This is a genomic window from Chromobacterium sp. Ag138, from assembly GCF_055181315.1.
Genome location: NZ_JBUPWA010000001.1, coordinates 83,575 through 99,274 on the forward strand (window position 1 = coordinate 83,575; position 15,700 = coordinate 99,274).

The 15,700-nt window shown below is 64.7% G+C and carries 19 protein-coding genes; 16 read left to right on the plus strand and 3 right to left on the minus strand.

Annotated elements, in window-relative coordinates; genetic code table 11:
- Genes ACY3GB_RS00375 through prpB form a run of 3 tightly spaced genes read right to left on the minus strand, consistent with a single transcriptional unit; the run spans position 1 to position 2,700 of the window.
- Complete coding sequence (locus tag ACY3GB_RS00375; protein ID WP_463086943.1) at positions 1–567, minus strand: putative glycolipid-binding domain-containing protein; 567 nt, start codon at positions 565–567, stop codon at positions 1–3.
- A gap of 55 nt (positions 568–622) precedes the next feature.
- Positions 623–1,771, minus strand: coding sequence for a bifunctional 2-methylcitrate synthase/citrate synthase (gene prpC / locus ACY3GB_RS00380; protein ID WP_463086944.1), 1,149 nt, complete (start codon positions 1,769–1,771; stop codon positions 623–625).
- A 50-nt stretch (positions 1,772–1,821) separates the two neighbouring features.
- Positions 1,822–2,700, minus strand: coding sequence for a methylisocitrate lyase (gene prpB, locus ACY3GB_RS00385; RefSeq protein WP_463086945.1), 879 nt, complete (start codon positions 2,698–2,700; stop codon positions 1,822–1,824).
- A 244-nt stretch (positions 2,701–2,944) separates the two neighbouring features.
- Here prpB and rpoE point away from each other — a divergent pair, with 244 nt between their 5' ends.
- From rpoE to nagZ, 16 genes are all read left to right on the plus strand, one after another.
- On the plus strand, positions 2,945–3,544 hold the full coding sequence (rpoE, locus tag ACY3GB_RS00390; RefSeq protein WP_021478036.1) for an RNA polymerase sigma factor RpoE: 600 nt from the start codon (positions 2,945–2,947) through the stop codon (positions 3,542–3,544).
- A gap of 2 nt (positions 3,545–3,546) precedes the next feature.
- On the plus strand, positions 3,547–4,029 hold the full coding sequence (locus ACY3GB_RS00395) for a sigma-E factor negative regulatory protein (RefSeq protein WP_021478035.1): 483 nt from the start codon (positions 3,547–3,549) through the stop codon (positions 4,027–4,029).
- Positions 4,030–4,097: 68 nt separating this feature from the next.
- Positions 4,098–4,994, plus strand: a complete 897-nt coding sequence (locus tag ACY3GB_RS00400; RefSeq protein ID WP_463086946.1) for a MucB/RseB C-terminal domain-containing protein — start codon at positions 4,098–4,100, stop codon at positions 4,992–4,994.
- Positions 4,995–5,208: 214 nt separating this feature from the next.
- Positions 5,209–6,621, plus strand: coding sequence for a DegQ family serine endoprotease (locus ACY3GB_RS00405; RefSeq protein WP_463086947.1), 1,413 nt, complete (start codon positions 5,209–5,211; stop codon positions 6,619–6,621).
- Positions 6,618–6,857 carry a glutaredoxin family protein gene (locus tag ACY3GB_RS00410; RefSeq protein ID WP_463086948.1) on the plus strand — a complete coding sequence of 80 codons (240 nt, stop codon included), beginning with the start codon at positions 6,618–6,620 and terminating at the stop codon, positions 6,855–6,857. The genes ACY3GB_RS00405 and ACY3GB_RS00410 overlap by 4 nt, the downstream gene beginning before the upstream one ends.
- Before the next feature lie 156 nt (positions 6,858–7,013).
- A complete protein-coding gene (gene lepA, locus ACY3GB_RS00415) occupies positions 7,014–8,807 on the plus strand; it encodes a translation elongation factor 4 (RefSeq protein ID WP_463086949.1) in 1,794 nt (597 codons plus the stop codon).
- The gene (lepB, locus tag ACY3GB_RS00420; protein WP_463086950.1) at positions 8,808–9,779 is read left to right on the plus strand and encodes a signal peptidase I; all 972 of its coding nucleotides are present in this window, start codon (positions 8,808–8,810) and stop codon (positions 9,777–9,779) included.
- 40 nt (positions 9,780–9,819) lie between these two features.
- Positions 9,820–10,179 (plus strand): DUF4845 domain-containing protein, encoded by a 360-nt coding sequence (locus tag ACY3GB_RS00425; RefSeq protein WP_463086951.1) that lies wholly within the window; start codon positions 9,820–9,822, stop codon positions 10,177–10,179.
- A 7-nt stretch (positions 10,180–10,186) separates the two neighbouring features.
- Entirely contained in the window at positions 10,187–10,897 is a 711-nt protein-coding gene (rnc, locus tag ACY3GB_RS00430; protein WP_463086952.1) for a ribonuclease III, read from the plus strand.
- Entirely contained in the window at positions 10,894–11,787 is an 894-nt protein-coding gene (gene era / locus ACY3GB_RS00435; RefSeq protein WP_463086953.1) for a GTPase Era, read from the plus strand. The genes rnc and era overlap by 4 nt, the downstream gene beginning before the upstream one ends.
- Entirely contained in the window at positions 11,787–12,074 is a 288-nt protein-coding gene (locus tag ACY3GB_RS00440) for an antibiotic biosynthesis monooxygenase family protein (RefSeq protein WP_463086954.1), read from the plus strand. Before era ends, ACY3GB_RS00440 begins: the two co-directional genes overlap by 1 nt.
- Positions 12,071–12,808: a DNA repair protein RecO gene (gene recO, locus ACY3GB_RS00445; protein WP_463086955.1), complete on the plus strand. Its 738-nt coding sequence runs from the start codon at positions 12,071–12,073 to the stop codon at positions 12,806–12,808. Before ACY3GB_RS00440 ends, recO begins: the two co-directional genes overlap by 4 nt.
- Positions 12,809–12,833: 25 nt before the next feature.
- Positions 12,834–13,562 carry a pyridoxine 5'-phosphate synthase gene (pdxJ, locus tag ACY3GB_RS00450; RefSeq protein ID WP_463090904.1) on the plus strand — a complete coding sequence of 243 codons (729 nt, stop codon included), beginning with the start codon at positions 12,834–12,836 and terminating at the stop codon, positions 13,560–13,562.
- The gene (locus tag ACY3GB_RS00455; protein WP_463086956.1) at positions 13,562–14,125 is read left to right on the plus strand and encodes a metal-dependent hydrolase; all 564 of its coding nucleotides are present in this window, start codon (positions 13,562–13,564) and stop codon (positions 14,123–14,125) included. The genes pdxJ and ACY3GB_RS00455 overlap by 1 nt, the downstream gene beginning before the upstream one ends.
- On the plus strand, positions 14,122–14,499 hold the full coding sequence (acpS, locus tag ACY3GB_RS00460) for a holo-ACP synthase (protein WP_463086957.1): 378 nt from the start codon (positions 14,122–14,124) through the stop codon (positions 14,497–14,499). Before ACY3GB_RS00455 ends, acpS begins: the two co-directional genes overlap by 4 nt.
- Before the next feature lie 111 nt (positions 14,500–14,610).
- Positions 14,611–15,699, plus strand: a complete 1,089-nt coding sequence (gene nagZ / locus ACY3GB_RS00465; RefSeq protein WP_463086958.1) for a beta-N-acetylhexosaminidase — start codon at positions 14,611–14,613, stop codon at positions 15,697–15,699.
- The last annotated feature ends 1 nt before the right edge of the window (position 15,700 follow it).

Sequence of the window (15,700 nt, forward strand, 5' to 3'; positions counted from 1 at the left end):
TCAGTCGCGGCCGCTGTCGGGCAGCCGTTGCAGAAAGTCGCTGTAATGCAGGGTGAAGCCTTGCTCGTCGACGAGGATGTCGGCGGCGAAGCCGGGGGATTCGTAGCGGTAGCAGGGCATGCCGTCGTGGTCCGGCAGGCGAGTGTAGCGCTGCGGGCAGATGGCCGGCGTCAATGACGGCAGGCGCACGAACAGCATAGACAGCTCGACGCTGTCGCCGATGCCCAGTTTCAAGCGGCGGATGGGGAAGGCGTTGGTCAGGCCGCAGGACTGCAGGTCCAGCTCCTGGCAGCCATCCCAGGTCGGCTGCGCCTGGCCGTTGATCAGCCAGCGGCCGCTTTCTGTGTGCTGCAGCGTCAGTTGCCTGGGTTCGGGCGCGGAAACATCGATGTGGGCATGGCTGAGCCTGCCGTTGTGGTCCAGCTGCATCCGGTAACGCAGGCTGGCGCCGCTGTCGGCATGCAGCAGGCTGCCGCTGGCGGACAATGAGAGGCCGGCGCCGGTTTCGATTTCCGCCTGCTCCAGTCCCGGGCAGTCCAGGCGCTGCCAGAACAACATTTGCTTCATTTACTGCTCCAGTATGGCCGACGCGGCCGGGCGGCCGCGTCGCTTGCTGCTTGCCTCAGCGTTTTTCCAGCGGGATGTAGGCCTGGTCTTCCGGGCCGATGTAGTTGGCCGACGGGCGGATGATCTTGCCGTCCTGGCGTTGCTCGATCACGTGTGCGCTCCAGCCGCTGGTGCGCGAGATCACGAACAGCGGCGTGAACATCGCGGTCGGCACGCCCATCGCGTGGTAGCTGACGGCGGAGAACCAGTCGAGGTTGGGGAACATTCTCTTGACGTCCCACATCACCGTTTCCAGGCGCTCGGCGATGTCGAACATCTTCATGTCCCTGTTGCTCTTGGACAGTTCGCGCGCCACCTCCTTGATCACCTTGTTGCGCGGGTCGGAGAGGGTGTACACCGGGTGGCCGAAGCCGATCACCACTTCCTTGCGCTCCACGCGGGCGCGGATGTCGGCTTCGGCCTCGTCCGGGTTTTCGTAGCGCTGCTGAATCTCGAACGCCACTTCGTTGGCGCCGCCGTGCTTCGGGCCGCGCAGCGCGCCGATGGCGCCGGTGATGGCGCTGTGCATGTCGGAGCCGGTGCCGGCGATGACGCGGGCGGCGAAGGTGGAAGCGTTGAATTCGTGCTCGGCGTACAGGTTCAGCGAGGTGTGCATCGCGCGCACCCATTCGGCCGACGGCTTGACGCCGTGCAGCAGGTGCAGGAAGTGGCCGCCGATGCTGTCGTCGTCGGTTTCGACGTCGATGCGCTTGCCGTTGTGGCTGTAGTGGTACCAGTACAGCAGGATGGAGCCGAACGAGGCCATCAGGCGGTCGGCGATGTCGCGCGCGCCGGCCAGGTTGTGGTCGTCCTTCTCCGGCAGCGCGCAGCCCAGCGCCGATGCGCCGCTGCGCATCACGTCCATCGGATGGGCGCTGGCCGGCAGCGCTTCCAGCACCGCCTTCACCGAAGCCGGCAGGCCGCGCAGCGATTTCAGCTTTTTCTTGTAGCCGGCCAGTTCCGCCTGGTTCGGCAGCTTGCCGTGCACCAGCAGGTAGGCTACTTCTTCGAACTCCGCCTTGTCGGCCAGATCCAGGATGTCGTAGCCGCGGTAGTGCAGGTCGTTGCCGCTGCGGCCGACGGTGCACAGCGCGGTGTTGCCGGCGGCGACGCCGGACAGTGCGACGGATTTCTTCGGTTTGCCGGTCAGAACCACTTCAGTCATGCAATTTCTCCTTTGTCAGACTTGGGGGCGATGCCGCAGCCCTTGAATTGTTATTGCTTGCCGGCGGCGAACAGCTGGTCCAGTTTCTTTTCGTAGTCGTGGTAGCCCAGGTGGTCGTACAGTTCCATCCGGGTCTGCATCTTGTCGACTACCGCCTGCTGGCTGCCGTCGCGGCGGATGGCGCCGTACACTTCCAGCGCGGCCTGGCTCATGGCGCGGAAGGCGGAGAGCGGATACAGCGCCATGGCGACGCCGTTGGCGGCAAGCTCCTCGGCGGTGTAGAGCGGGGTGGCGCCGAACTCGGTGATGTTGGCCAGCACCGGCACCTTCACCGCGTCGGCGAAACGCTTGTACATGGCTAGGTCGGTCATTGCTTCCGGGAAGATCATGTCGGCGCCGGCTTCGACGCAGGCGACGGCGCGTTCGATGGCGGCGTCCAGGCCTTCCACCGCCAGCGCGTCGGTGCGCGCCATGATCACGAAGCTGTCGTCGCGGCGGGCGTCGGCGGCAGCCTTGACGCGGTCGATCATTTCATCCAGCGGGACGATGGCCTTGTTCGGGCGGTGGCCGCAGCGTTTCTGCTGCACCTGGTCCTCGATGTGGACGGCGGCGACGCCGGCCTTCTCCAGGCTGCGCACGGCGCGGGCGATGTTGAAAGCGCCGCCCCAGCCGGTGTCGATGTCCACCAGCAGCGGCAGGTCGGTCACGTCGGTGATGCGGCGGGCGTCGATCAGCACGTCTTCCAGCGTGGTGATGCCGAGGTCGGGGATGCCGCAGGACGAGGCGGCGACGCCGCCGCCGGACAGGTAGAGGGCCTTGAAACCTGAGTGTTCGGCCAAACGTGCAGCGTAGGCGTTGATCGCCCCCACCACTTGCAATGGTTTTTCGGCGGCCACGGCCTGGCGGAAACGCTGCCCGGGAGTGCTCATGAAATGCTCCTGACGGTGGATTGAATTAATTGCCTGTCATTCAAGCAAGTGCTTGGTTGGAGTGTAAAGGCTCTAGAAAATGCTGGCAATAGTTGATAATCGGATGTTCAAGTTTTGCGCCGGGAGTGATATGTTTCGCAACGTCCTCGCCAGTGGGAACTCGGGCTTTAAACCGTGGTCTAGATCACAGTCCACGTAACGACCACATAGAACAGTGGGCAAACCAGGGAGCATAACAACGACTATGAGTGATCGGGACATCGATCAACAGTTGGTGGAACGTGCCCAGCGAGGTGAAAAAAGAGCTTTCGATCTGCTTGTTGCAAAGTATCAGCGACGTCTCGCCAGGTTGTTGTCGCGTTTCATACGCGACGGTTCTGACATCGAGGATGTGACGCAGGAAGCGTTTATCAAAGCGTATCGTGCTTTGCCATCGTTTCGGGGTGAGAGCGCGTTTTACACATGGCTGTACAGGATCGGCATCAATACGGCCAAGAATTTCCTCAGCGCCAACGGGCGTCGCCCGGTGGTGAACAGCGAGATAGAGGACGAGGATGGCGAGAGTTTCGACATGGCGTCGCAAATTCCCGACATGAACACGCCCGAAACCGAGCTGATGAACAAGGAGATTCTGGCTACGGTCAATGCCGCCGTGGAGGCCTTGCCGGAGGAGTTGCGCACTGCCATCTCGCTTAGGGAGATGGAAGGGCTGTCCTACGACGAGATCGCCAGGGTGATGGATTGTCCGATAGGTACCGTGCGTTCGCGGATTTTCCGCGCACGCGAGGCGATTGCTGCTGAGCTCAGGCCTCTGCTGGATACGGCCAAGAACAGAAGGTGGTAAGTATGAAAGAAACGATATCCGCACTGATGGACGGTGAACTGGACGGGCCCGATGCCGATAAGGCAATCGCCGCCATCGCCGGAGACAAGGATCTGGATGATGCCTGGGAAGGGTATCATCTGATCGGCGACGCGATGCGCGCCAACCGCCTGTCCTCGCTGAATGTGAGAGCCAAGGTGGCGGCTCGCCTGGCGGAAGAGCCGACGGTCCTGGCGCCGCGACGCTGGACGCGTCCGCGCAAGGCGCGCACCGCGAGCGCGGTGGCGCTGGCCGCGAGCGTCAGCTTCGCCGCCGTCGTGGGGTGGCAGCAGCTGTCCCACCGCAACGCTCCGCCGTCGGCGATCGCCGATCGCGGCGTGCCGGTGCAGATCGCCAAGCCCGCTGCGGCGATGGATCAGGACGATCCCTATGTGCTGGCGCACCAGGAGGTGACCGCTGACCAGAGTGTGATGCGCGTGTCCTACGGAAACGGAGCTCGCCACTGATGCGTGTCGTTCCTCTGATTGGTGTTTTGATGCTCGGGGCCGCGTGCGCGGCCCATGCGGAGGATGACATGCAGCTGCTGCGCAATGTCGGCAACGCCGGCAGGCAGCAGCCGCTGGATGGCACCTATCTGCATCAGATGAATGGCACGCTGGAAACCTTCCGCATCGTCCGCCAGGGACAAGGCGACAATGTGCGCGAAAAGCGCACCTCGCTGGACGGTCCGACGCGGGAGGTGGTTCGCAAGGGGCGGGGGCTGACCTGCTTCGCGCCGGACAAGCGCGCCTTGATGGCGTGCAAGATCAGCGCGATGCGGTTGTTCCCCGCCTTGCTGCCCGATGATCTGGACGATATCACCCGTTCCTACGTCCTCAAGCGCACCGGCTATGATCGCGTGGCCAAGCGGGACTGCCAGTGGCTGGATCTGCAGCCTCGGGATGCGCAGCGCTACACGATGCGGATGTGCATAGAGCCCACCACCTATCTCCCCTTGAAAGTGATGACCTTGTCGCCGCGCGGCGATGCGGTCGAGCAGTTCACCTTCACCGATGTGGAGCTGGGCGGGGCCAAGGATAAGCGGGCGTACGTCTCCAAGCTGTCGCAGCGGTTCCAGCTGCGTTCCAGCGCGTCGGCGGGCAGCGAGGAAGCGGCGGCGCCGCAGGGCGAGCTGACCGGATTGCCGCAGGGTTTCCGGGTGCTGCGTTCGGTCCAGCGCGTGCTGCCCGGACAGGGCGGCAAGCCGGTCCGGCACATGGTGCTGAGCGACGGCCTGGTGATGCTGTCGGTGTTTGTCGAGCCGCCTCCTCCCGAGCACGCGCGTCTGGAAAAGGTGGGCAACCTGCACGGGGCGATCAACATGGCCACCAGCTACCAGAACGACATGCAGCTGACCGCGGTGGGCGATATGCCGCAAACCGCGATGATGGCCTTGCTCAAGGGCTTGCATGTCAACGGCAAGGGGGATTGAGCCCGTGCCGGGCAGGCTTTCCTGCCGATGAAAGCGTGACTGGCCATTTCCCATTCGAAACATGCGGAGGTGGCCAGTTTTGCGTGATGCGTCCGCAAGGCGCGTCGCAAGGGAGCGTGAGGGGCGCGGCAAGGCGCCGCTTCCCGATCCGATGGTTGCACGGCCGGCGTCCGCCGGCCTATTCAGTCCACAACATTCCAAAGATGGAGCGCACATGTCGGTCAAAAAACTGATTGTTTTCGCAATGCTGTCGGCATCTATTCTGGCCGCGGCGGTTCCTGTCGCCATGGCGGCGGAGCTGCCGGACTTCGCCCAGATCGTCGAGGCCGAAGGCAAGGCGGTGGTCAATATCAGCACCACTTCCACGGTCAAGGAGACGGTTTCCGGTCTGCCGGAGGGCATGGAGGGGGATCCGTTCTTCGAATTCTTCCGCCGCTTCGCGCCGCCGCAGCAGCGCGAGCATCAGGAGAGTTCGCTGGGTTCGGGCTTCATCATCTCTAAGGATGGCTACGTGCTGACCAATGCCCACGTGGTGGCCCGCGCGGACAAGATCACGGTCAAGCTGAACGACAAGCGAGAATTCCAGGCGCGGGTGATCGGTTCCGACGCCCGCTCCGACGTGGCCTTGCTCAAGATCGACGCCCAGAACCTGCCGGTGGTGCGGATGGGTGATCCGAAGAGCCTGAAGGTCGGGCAGTGGGTGCTGGCCATCGGCTCGCCGTTCGGTTTTGAAAACACCGCCACCTCCGGCATCGTTTCCGGCAAGAACCGCATGCTGCCGGACGAGAGCGCCGTGCAGTTCATCCAGACCGACGCGGCGGTGAATCCCGGCAATTCCGGCGGCCCGCTGTTCAACCTGAGCGGCGAGGTGATCGGCGTCAATTCGCAGATCTACAGCCGTTCCGGGGGCTTCATGGGCATCTCCTTCGCCATTCCCATCGATACCGCGATGAACGTGGCCGATCAGCTGAAGGCCAAGGGCAAGGTGACCCGCAGCCGCATCGGCGTGGTGGTGCAGGAACTGAGCAAGGAGCTGGCGGCGTCCTTCGGCCTGGCCAAGCCCAGCGGCGTGCTGATCAACGCGCTCGATCCCAAGGGGCCGGCGCAGAAGGCGGGCTTGAAGGCAGGCGACATCGTGCTGCGCATCAACGGCCAGGCGATAGAGAACGGCGGCGACATGCAGCGCCTGATCAGCGACATGCCGCCGGGCAAGGCCATTTCGCTGGATGTCTGGCGCAGCCGCGCGCAGGCCAGCATTCGCGTGGTGCCGGACGAACTGGTGGAGGAGGATGCCCGCGTCGCCAAGCGCGAGTACCGCAAGCCGGGCGCGGAGAGCGAGCAGAGCCTGGCCCAGATCGGCCTGCGCCTGCAGGAGCTGAATCCGGTCCAGTTGCAGCGCGCCGGCATCGACTACGGCCTGCTGGTCCGCGGCGCCAACGGCGCGGCGATGCGGGCCGGCATCCAGCAGGGCGACATCATCGTCGGCATCGGCAGCGATCCGCTGAAGAGCTTCGCCCAGTTGAAGGCCGCGCTGAACCAGGCCAAGAAGGGCAGCGCGGTCGCCTTGCAGGTGATGCGCCAGGGCGTGACGATGTTCGTGCCGCTGACCGTGGATGAGGCCAAGTGAAGCTGACGCTTTATTTCCGCGAATACTGCAGCCTGTGTCATCAGATGCTGGCCGAGCTCGCTCCCTGGCGCGAGCGCCACGGTTTCGAGCTCGAGGTGGTGGACGTCGACGCCGATCCGGCGCTGGAGGCCCGCTTCAACGAGCTGGTGCCGGTGCTGATGGATGGCGAGACCGAAATCTGCCATTGGCATCTGGATGGCGCGAGATTGGCTGCACACTTGGGCGAAATCGGCTAAAATCCGCGCCAGTGTGAGTAAAACCGGGGGCGCGCGGGTCGCGCCCCCGCTTGCTGATCGGCTTCCGGCCGCCGCCGGACCCGCAGGATCGCCGGAAGGGCCATCCGTCAGCAGCCCCGGGCACGCTAGCGTGCCCTTATCTTTTGCTGGAAACCGATGAAGAACATCCGAAATTTTTCGATCATTGCCCATATCGACCACGGTAAATCGACCCTGGCCGACCGCTTCATTCAGTTCTGCGGTGGTTTGGAGTTGCGCGAGATGAGCGCCCAGGTGCTTGACTCCATGGACATCGAGAAGGAGCGCGGCATCACCATCAAGGCGCAGACCGCCGCCTTGACCTACAAGGCCCGCGATGGCCAAGTGTACAACCTCAACCTGATCGACACCCCGGGACACGTGGACTTCAGCTACGAAGTGTCGCGCTCGTTGTCCGCCTGCGAGGGCGCGCTGCTGGTGGTGGACGCGTCGCAGGGCGTGGAAGCCCAGACCGTCGCCAACTGCTACACCGCCATTGAGCTGGGCGTGGAAGTGGTGCCGGTGCTGAACAAGATCGACCTGCCGGCCGCCGATCCCGAGCGCATCTCGCAGGAGATCGAGGACATCATCGGCATCGAGGCCGTCGAAGCGGTGCGTGCTTCGGCCAAGTCCGGCATCGGCATCGAAGACATCCTGGAAGAGGTGGTGAGCAAGATCCCGGCGCCGAAGGGCGACCCGGACGGCCCGCTGAAGGCGCTGATCGTCGACTCCTGGTTCGACAACTACGTCGGCGTGGTGATGCTGGTGCGGGTGATCGACGGCTCGCTGAAGCCCAAGGACAAAATCAAGTTCATGGCCACCGGCGCCGAGCACCTGTGCGAACAGGTGGGCGTGTTCACCCCCAAGTCGGTTCAACGTCCAAGCCTGAACGCGGGCGAGGTGGGTTTCGTCATCGCCGGCATCAAGGAATTGAAATCGGCCAAGGTGGGCGACACCATCACCCTGGTGTCCAAGCCGGCCGCCGAGGCGCTGCCGGGCTTCAAGGACGTGCAGTCGCAGGTATTCGCCGGCCTGTACCCGGTGGAAAGCCACGATTACGAAGCGCTGCGCGACGCGCTGGAAAAGCTGCAGCTGAACGACGCTTCGCTGAAGTACGAGCCGGAAGTGTCGCAGGCGCTGGGCTTCGGCTTCCGCTGCGGCTTCCTCGGCCTTCTGCACCTGGAGATCGTTCAGGAGCGGCTGGAGCGCGAGTTCGACATGGACCTGATCACCACCGCGCCCACGGTGAACTACGAAGTGGTGATGAAGGACGGCACGGTGGAAGTGGTGTCCAACCCGTCGCGCATGCCGGATTCCGGCAAGTACGAAGACCTGCGCGAACCCATCATCACCTCCACCATCCTGGTGCCGCAGGACTATGTGGGCGCGGTGATGACGCTGTGCAACCAGAAGCGCGGCGTGCAGCGCAATATGCAGTACATGGGCCGCCAGGTGATGCTCACCTACGATCTGCCGATGAACGAAGTGGTGATGGACTTCTTCGACAAGCTGAAGTCCACCAGCCGCGGCTACGCTTCGCTGGACTACGAGTTCAAGGAGTTCCAGAGCGCCGATCTGGTCAAGCTGGACGTGCTGGTCAACGGCGAAAAGGTCGACGCGCTGAGCTTGATCGTCCACCGCGCCTCCAGCGTGTACCGCGGCCGCGAGCTGGTGTCCAAGATGCGCGAGCTGATTCCGCGCCAGATGTTCGACATCGCGGTGCAGGCGGCCATCGGCGGCCACATCATCGCGCGCGAAACGGTGAAGGCCTTGCGCAAGAACGTGCTGGCCAAGTGCTACGGCGGCGACATCACCCGCAAGAAAAAGCTGCTGGAAAAACAAAAGGCCGGCAAGAAGCGGATGAAGCAGGTCGGCAACGTGGAAATCCCGCAAGAGGCTTTCCTGGCGATTCTTCAAGTAGGGGACAAATAAGTGGGCGCAAACTTGTTCTGGGTGTTCTCGGCCGCGGTCGTGGTCGGCGTGTTGCTGATTTTGCTGGGCGGCAAGAAGCAGGAAGGCGCCAAGGATTGGCCGCAATCGGTGCAGTGGGGCTATCTGGCTCTGGTGATCGGCGGCTTCGGCCTGCTGTCCGACTACATGAGCTTCACCGCGGTGATGCTGGTGTTCGTCGTGATCACCGGCGCGGTATGGGCGCTGGACAAGTGGATGCTGGCCAGGAAGCGCGCCGCTAGCGGCGCGCAGCCCGGCCATTTCGTCGATTATTCGCGCGGCTTTTTCCCGGTGATCCTGGTGGTGTTCGTGCTGCGCTCCTTCCTGGTGGAGCCGTTCCAGATTCCGTCCAGCTCGATGCGGCCCGGCCTGGTGGTCGGCGATTTCATCCTGGTCAACAAGTTCACCTACGGCATCCGCGTGCCGGTGCTGAACAACGTGCTGGTGCCGGTCAATCAGGTCAATCACGGCGATGTGGTGGTGTTCAACTATCCGCCCAACCCCAAGGTGAATTACATCAAGCGCGTGATCGGCTTGCCGGGCGACACCGTCGAGTACCGCAACAAGCGCCTGACCGTCAACGGCAAGCCGGTGACCGATGTCGCCGACGGCACTTACGACTACATCGAGCAAGGCCTGGCCCAGATCACCGCCCAGCGTTTCCGGGAAAATCAGGGCGGCAAGTCCTACCATGTATTGAACAACGTCGAAGCGCCGGTGGTGGCGCTGAGCCAGGTGCAGGACTTCCCCTACCGCGACAATTGCCGCTACGATGACGACGGTTTCGTCTGCAAGGTGCCGCAGGGCAATTACTTCATGATGGGCGACAACCGCGACAACAGCTCCGACGGCCGCTATTGGGGTTTCGTCGACGACAAGCTGATGGTGGGCAAGGCCTTCATGATCTGGATGAACTTCACCCAGCTGTCGCGCATCGGCACCCGGATTCAGTAAAAACAATCAGGCCACGAGCGGCCATGACCTGGAGAAACGCATGAAGAAGCAGCAAGGCTTGTCGGTAATTGCGATTTTGTTGGTCCTGGCCTTCGTCGGCGCCGGATTGATGCTGGTGTTCAAGATCGTGCCGGTCTACACCGAGTACGGCGATGTCAAGAACGCGCTGACGGCCCTGTCCGCCGAGACCAATGTCGGCGAGCAGACGCTGCGGCAGGAGTTCGACGGCAAGGCCAATGTCGCCGGCATCGTTTCCGTCAAGGGAGAGAATCTGGCGGTGGTGGCCGGAGCCGGCAGCAATTATCTGCGCGCGAAGTACCAGCGCGAAGTGCCGCTGTTCGGCAATGTCAGCCTGCTTTTCCATTTCGATACCCAGGCGGGTCAACCGCCTGCGCAATAACCATACCGTGACCCAGATAGACAATCGATTCCGGCGCCTGATCCAGGCGCTGGATTATGCATTCCAGAAACCGGAACTGCTGCGCCAGGCGCTGACGCACCGCAGCTTCAGCAGCACGAACAACGAGCGCTTTGAATTCGTCGGCGACAGCATCCTCAACTACACCGTGGCCCGCATGCTGTATGACCAGTTTCCGCAGCTGACCGAGGGCGAGCTGTCCCGCCTGCGCGCCAATCTGGTCAACCAGAACACGCTGGCGGAAATCGCCCAGGAACTGGCGCTGGGCGATTACCTGTACCTGGGCGAGGGCGAGCTCAAGAGCGGCGGATTCAACCGTCCGTCCATCCTGGCCGACGCGCTGGAAGCCACCTTCGCCGCCGTCAGCTTCGACGCCGACTTCGCCGCCGCCGAGCAGGTGGTGCGCCGGCTGTACCGCCAGCGCGTCGCCAACATCGACACCACGCGCCAGGCCAAGGACGCCAAGACCCGCTTGCAGGAAGCGCTGCAGGCGCGCAAGCTGGCGCTGCCCAAGTACCGCATCCTGTCGCAGAGCGGCGAGGCCCACGAACAATGGTTCAAGGTGGAGTGCGATCTGGGCGAGCTGGCCCTGATCTCCACCGGCGACGGCGGCAGCCGCCGCGCCGCCGAACAGCAGGCCGCCGAAGCGGCGTTGGTCCTGCTGGAACAGAAACTCGCCGCAGGCAAGAAAAAATCATGACCGATACTCCCCAATTTCACTGCGGCTTCGTCGCCATCGTCGGCCGTCCCAACGTGGGCAAATCCACGTTGATGAACCATCTGATCGGCCAGAAGATCAGCATCACCTCGAAGAAATCGCAGACCACGCGCCATCGCGTCACCGGCATCCATACCGAGGAGACGGCGCAGTTCGTGTTCGTCGACACGCCGGGCTTCCAGACCTATCACAAGGGCGCGCTGAACGAAGCCTTGAACAAGAGCGTCAAGGACTCGCTGGGCAGCGTCGATTGCGTGCTGTTCCTGCTGGAGGCGATGCGTTTCACTTCCGCCGATAAGGAAGTGATGGCGCTGCTGCCGAAGAAAACGCCGGTGATCCTGGTGGTGAACAAGCTGGACAAGGCCAAGGACAAGCTGACCCTGCAAGCCTTCATCGACGAAGTGACCGCCGAGTTCGAATTCGCCGGCGTCGAAGTGGTCAGCGCCAAGCACGGCCAGCGCCTGGCGGAATTGTTGGACCAGGTGCGCCCGCATCTGCCGGAATCCATGCCCCTGTATCCGGAGGACATGGTCACCGACAAGAACGAGCGCTTCCTGGCCGCCGAGATCGTCCGCGAAAAGCTGTTCCGCTATCTGGGCGAAGAGCTGCCGTATGAAATGAACGTGGAAGTGGAAATGTTCGAGATGGACGGCGCGCTGCGCCGCATCCATATCGCGGTGTTGGTGGACAAGGAACACCAGAAGCCCATCGTGATCGGCAAGGCCGGCGAGAAGCTGAAGAAGATCTCCACCGAGGCCCGCCTCGACATGGAGAAGCTGTTCGACGGCAAGGTATTCCTGCAGGTCTGGGTGAAAGTGAAATCCGGCTGGGCCGACGACGTCCGTTTCCTGCGCGAGTTCGGTTTGAACTGATGACGGTATTGGACAGGCCGCCGGCGCAGGCTTGCTGGGCGGCGAACCTTTCCGGCGACGGCGCGGCGGCAGAGCTGTCGCGCTGCGCGCTGAGGCTGGCGGAAAGCCAGCCGGGCTGCCTGGGCGTGACCACGGAGGACCGGATCACGTATTGGGACAGCGTGGAAGCCATCGCCGCCTGGCGAGCGCGGGTGGAACTGCTGGCCCGCCAGCGGCTGGGACGCGGCGCGGACGAAGCGGTTTCCATCCAGGTGAGCCGCCGCCAGACCGGGGATGCGACGGCATGAGCCAGCCGGGCAGGGTAGACAGGCAGCCGGGTTACATTCTGCATGCCCAGCCGTATCGCGAGACCAGCCTGCTGCTGGAGGTGCTGACCCGCGACCATGGCCGTTTCAGCCTGGTGGCGCGCAGCGCGCGCCGGCCCCGCTCCGATTTGCGCGGCGTGCTGCTGCCGTTCCAGCCGCTGACCCTGTCGTGGTTCGGCAAGGGCGAGCTGCGCACGCTGCATGCCGCCGACTGGGATGGCGGGGTGCGGGCGCTGACCGGCTTGCCGCTGGTCTGCGGCTTTTACCTGAATGAACTGATGATGAAGCTCACGGCGCGGGACGATCCCGAGCCGCGGGCTTTTGCCGTTTATGACCGGGCGGTGCGGGAGCTGGCCGGCGGCGCGCCGTTGTCGACGGCCTTGCGCCGATACGAGCTCAAGCTGGCCCAGGTGCTGGGTTACGCGCCGGCGCTCGGCCGCGACAGCCGCGGCGAGGCCATCGCCGCCGATCGCCATTACCTGTGCCGCGACGCGGCGATGCCGGAGCCGGACGAGCATCCGGAACTGGCGCCGGTCGGCCGCGCGGTCCGGTTGCCGGGCGAGGCCTTGCTGGCGATAGACGCCGACGACTATGGCCAGCCGGATATCCGCGGCCACGCGCGCCAGCTCAGCCGGGTATGGTTGTCCGCGCTGCTGGGCGACGAGCCGCTGGCGTCGCGCCAATTATTGCAGGCCATCCAGTCCCTTTCGGACTGATGGCGGATAGACAAGGGGGATGGAAATGATTTTGTTGGGCGTAAACATCGATCACGTCGCCACGCTGCGCCAGGCGCGCGGCACCCGCTACCCGAGCCCGGTGGAGGCCGCGTTGGTGGCTGAATCCAGCGGCGCGGACCTGATCACGCTGCATCTGCGCGAAGACCGCCGCCACATCCAGGACGCCGACGTCAAAGCGATGCGTCCGGTGCTGAAGACGCGGATGAACCTGGAAATGGCGATGACGCCGGAAATGCTGGCGCACGCGCTGGAGGTGGCTCCGGAAGACGTGTGCCTGGTGCCGGAGAAGCGCGAGGAAGTCACCACCGAGGGCGGCCTGGACGTCCGCGGCCACTACGCCGACGTCAAGCATTACACCGGCAAGCTGGCCGACGCCGGCATCCGCGTGTCCATCTTCATCGACCCCGACAGCGAACAGATCCAGAAGGCCTACGACGCCGGCGCGCGCGTGATCGAGCTGCACACCGGCGCCTACGCCGACGCGTCGCACGCCAGGGAGCGCGAGGCTGAGCTGGTCCGCATCCGCGCCGCCGCCGAATTCGGCGCCAGCCTCGGCATGGTGGTCAACGCCGGCCACGGCCTCAACTACCATAATGTGAAGCCCATCGCGGCCATCCCGCAGATCGCCGAGCTGAACATCGGCCACGCCATCGTCGCCCATGCGCTGTTCGTCGGCTTCTCGCAGGCGGTGCGCGAGATGAAGGCGCTGATGGAAAGCGCGCGCGTCCGCTGATGCCCACCGTCGTCACCCACGCGCTGGCTGGCGCTACCTTGGTTGCCCTGGCCAGCCGCAAGCCGGTCTCCACGCCCGGCATGCTGCCGTGGCTGGCGCTGTGCGGCGCGGCCGCGATGCTGCCGGATCTGGACGTGGCCACCTTCAAGCTGGGCATTCCGTACGCCAGTCCGTGGGGGCACCGCGGTTTTTCGCATTCGCTGGCGGCCGCTGCGGTTTGCGCCGGCTTGCTCGCCTGGCTGTGCCGCCCGCTTTGGCTGCGGGTGGGCCTGAGCGCCGCGTCGGCGGCGTGGTTGCTGTTTCTGGCGGTGGCTTCGCACGCCGCGCTGGACATGATCTGCGACGCCAGCTTCGGTCCGGCGCTGTTCATGCCCTGGTCGGATCATCGCTACCTCAGCGACTGGAAACCGATAGAAGGCGCTCCGATCGGCCTGACACGCTGGTTTGGCCCCAAGGGCTGGCGAGTGGTGTATACCGAATTCGTCTATGTCTGGCTGCCGTGCATGGCGCTGTGGGCGGCGCGATGGTTGTGGCTGCGCCGTGGTAGCGAGGCGCGCGCATGATTTACGGCATTGGCACCGACTTGGTGGAAATCGCCCGGATGGAGGCCTGGTGCCGGCGCTGGGGCGACAAGGCGGGGCGACGGTTGCTGACCGCGGCCGAGCAGGCCGAGTTCGCCGCCCACGCCGAGCCGGCGCGCTTTCTCGCCAAGCGTTTCGCCGCCAAGGAGGCCTTCGCCAAGGCGCTGGGCACCGGCGTGGTGGCGCCGGCCTTGCTGACGGCGATAGGCGTGGCCCACGACGCGCTCGGCAAGCCTTCGTTGGCGCTGTCCGACGAATTGGCCGCCTTCGTCGCCGCGCGCGGCGTCGCGCGCATGCATCTGTCCATCAGCGACGAGCGCGGCCACGCGCTGGCCTTCGTCGTGCTTGAATCTTAGAGCGAAGGCCGCCGCCCGCGCGCGACAGGCGCGGGAACGGTAGGCGCTCCGCGCTTGTCTTTGCAATACCGGGGCGGCTATGCGCGCCCCGCAATGGTCGAGGATGAACCCATGGCCCAAAATACACTGAATCTTCCCCGCGGCCCGGTAATGGTGGACATCGCCGGCTGCGCGCTGACCGAGCAGGAACGCGCCCGGCTGTGCCATCCGCTGGTGGGCGGCATTATTTTGTTCCGCCGCAATTTCCAGAACATCGAGCAACTGCGCGCGTTGACCGCCGAGATCCGCGCCTTGCGCTCGCCGCATCTATTGATCGCCGTCGACCACGAGGGCGGGCGCGTGCAGCGCTTCCTGGACGGCTTCACCCGCCTGCCGCCGATGAACGTGCTGGGCGAGGCCTGGGACCAGGATCAGGACGAGGCGCGCAAGCTGGCCGAAACGGTGGGCTATGTGCTGGCCGCCGAGTTGTCGGCCTGCGGCATCGATCTGTCTTTCACCCCGGTGTTGGACCTGGATTGGGAGCGCTGCGCCGTGATCGGCAACCGCTCCTTCCACCGCGACCCGGAAGCGGTGGCCGAGCTGGCCGAGGCCTTGCAGCAGGGCCTGGGGCGCGGCGGCATGATGAGCTGCGGCAAGCATTACCCCGGCCACGGCTACGTGGAAGGCGACAGCCACCACCTGATGCCGCGGGACGAGCGCAGCCTGGCCCAGATCGAGCGCGACGACCTGGTGCCGTTCGCTCGCCTGGCCGACGCCGGCATGGGCGCGGTGATGCCGGCGCACGTGCTGTATCCCGCGGTGGACAGCCAGCCGGCCGGCTTCTCCCGGATCTGGCTGACAGACATCCTGCGCGGCAAGCTGGGCTTTGACGGCGTGATCTTCTCCGATGCGCTGGACATGGCCGGCGCGGCCGGGGCCGGCAGCTACGTGCAGCGCGCCGACGCGGCGTTGGCGGCCGGCTGCGACATGGTGCTGGTCTGCAATCAGCCGGAAGAGGCCGACGCGATGCTGGCGGCGCTGCTTCCGCCGCCGCAGCCCAAGCTGGCCGAGCGCCTGGAGCGGATGGCGGGCAAGAGCCGCGCCGAGGATTGGCAGCGGCTGATCGCCGCGCCGGACTTCGCCGCCGCCCAGGCCGTGGTGAAGCAATTGGCGATGCCCAAGGACGCGCTGGCGGGCCCGCAGGTGGGCGAGGCGCACTGAG

What these genes read in the sequence shown, in the direction of transcription:
- pdxJ (WP_463090904.1), top strand. Translation starts at nt 12,834, where the DNA reads ATGATTTTGTTGGGCGTAAACATCGATCACGTCGCCACGCTGCGCCAG.
- ACY3GB_RS00375 (WP_463086943.1), bottom strand. Translation starts at nt 567, where the DNA reads ATGAAGCAAATGTTGTTCTGGCAGCGCCTGGACTGCCCGGGACTGGAG.
- ACY3GB_RS00455 (WP_463086956.1), top strand. Translation starts at nt 13,562, where the DNA reads ATGCCCACCGTCGTCACCCACGCGCTGGCTGGCGCTACCTTGGTTGCC.
- era (WP_463086953.1), top strand. Translation starts at nt 10,894, where the DNA reads ATGACCGATACTCCCCAATTTCACTGCGGCTTCGTCGCCATCGTCGGC.
- prpB (WP_463086945.1), bottom strand. Translation starts at nt 2,700, where the DNA reads ATGAGCACTCCCGGGCAGCGTTTCCGCCAGGCCGTGGCCGCCGAAAAA.
- lepA (WP_463086949.1), top strand. Translation starts at nt 7,014, where the DNA reads ATGAAGAACATCCGAAATTTTTCGATCATTGCCCATATCGACCACGGT.
- ACY3GB_RS00395 (WP_021478035.1), top strand. Translation starts at nt 3,547, where the DNA reads ATGAAAGAAACGATATCCGCACTGATGGACGGTGAACTGGACGGGCCC.
- recO (WP_463086955.1), top strand. Translation starts at nt 12,071, where the DNA reads ATGAGCCAGCCGGGCAGGGTAGACAGGCAGCCGGGTTACATTCTGCAT.
- prpC (WP_463086944.1), bottom strand. Translation starts at nt 1,771, where the DNA reads ATGACTGAAGTGGTTCTGACCGGCAAACCGAAGAAATCCGTCGCACTG.
- ACY3GB_RS00400 (WP_463086946.1), top strand. Translation starts at nt 4,098, where the DNA reads ATGCAGCTGCTGCGCAATGTCGGCAACGCCGGCAGGCAGCAGCCGCTG.
- ACY3GB_RS00405 (WP_463086947.1), top strand. Translation starts at nt 5,209, where the DNA reads ATGTCGGTCAAAAAACTGATTGTTTTCGCAATGCTGTCGGCATCTATT.
- rpoE (WP_021478036.1), top strand. Translation starts at nt 2,945, where the DNA reads ATGAGTGATCGGGACATCGATCAACAGTTGGTGGAACGTGCCCAGCGA.
- acpS (WP_463086957.1), top strand. Translation starts at nt 14,122, where the DNA reads ATGATTTACGGCATTGGCACCGACTTGGTGGAAATCGCCCGGATGGAG.
- ACY3GB_RS00440 (WP_463086954.1), top strand. Translation starts at nt 11,787, where the DNA reads ATGACGGTATTGGACAGGCCGCCGGCGCAGGCTTGCTGGGCGGCGAAC.
- nagZ (WP_463086958.1), top strand. Translation starts at nt 14,611, where the DNA reads ATGGCCCAAAATACACTGAATCTTCCCCGCGGCCCGGTAATGGTGGAC.
- ACY3GB_RS00425 (WP_463086951.1), top strand. Translation starts at nt 9,820, where the DNA reads ATGAAGAAGCAGCAAGGCTTGTCGGTAATTGCGATTTTGTTGGTCCTG.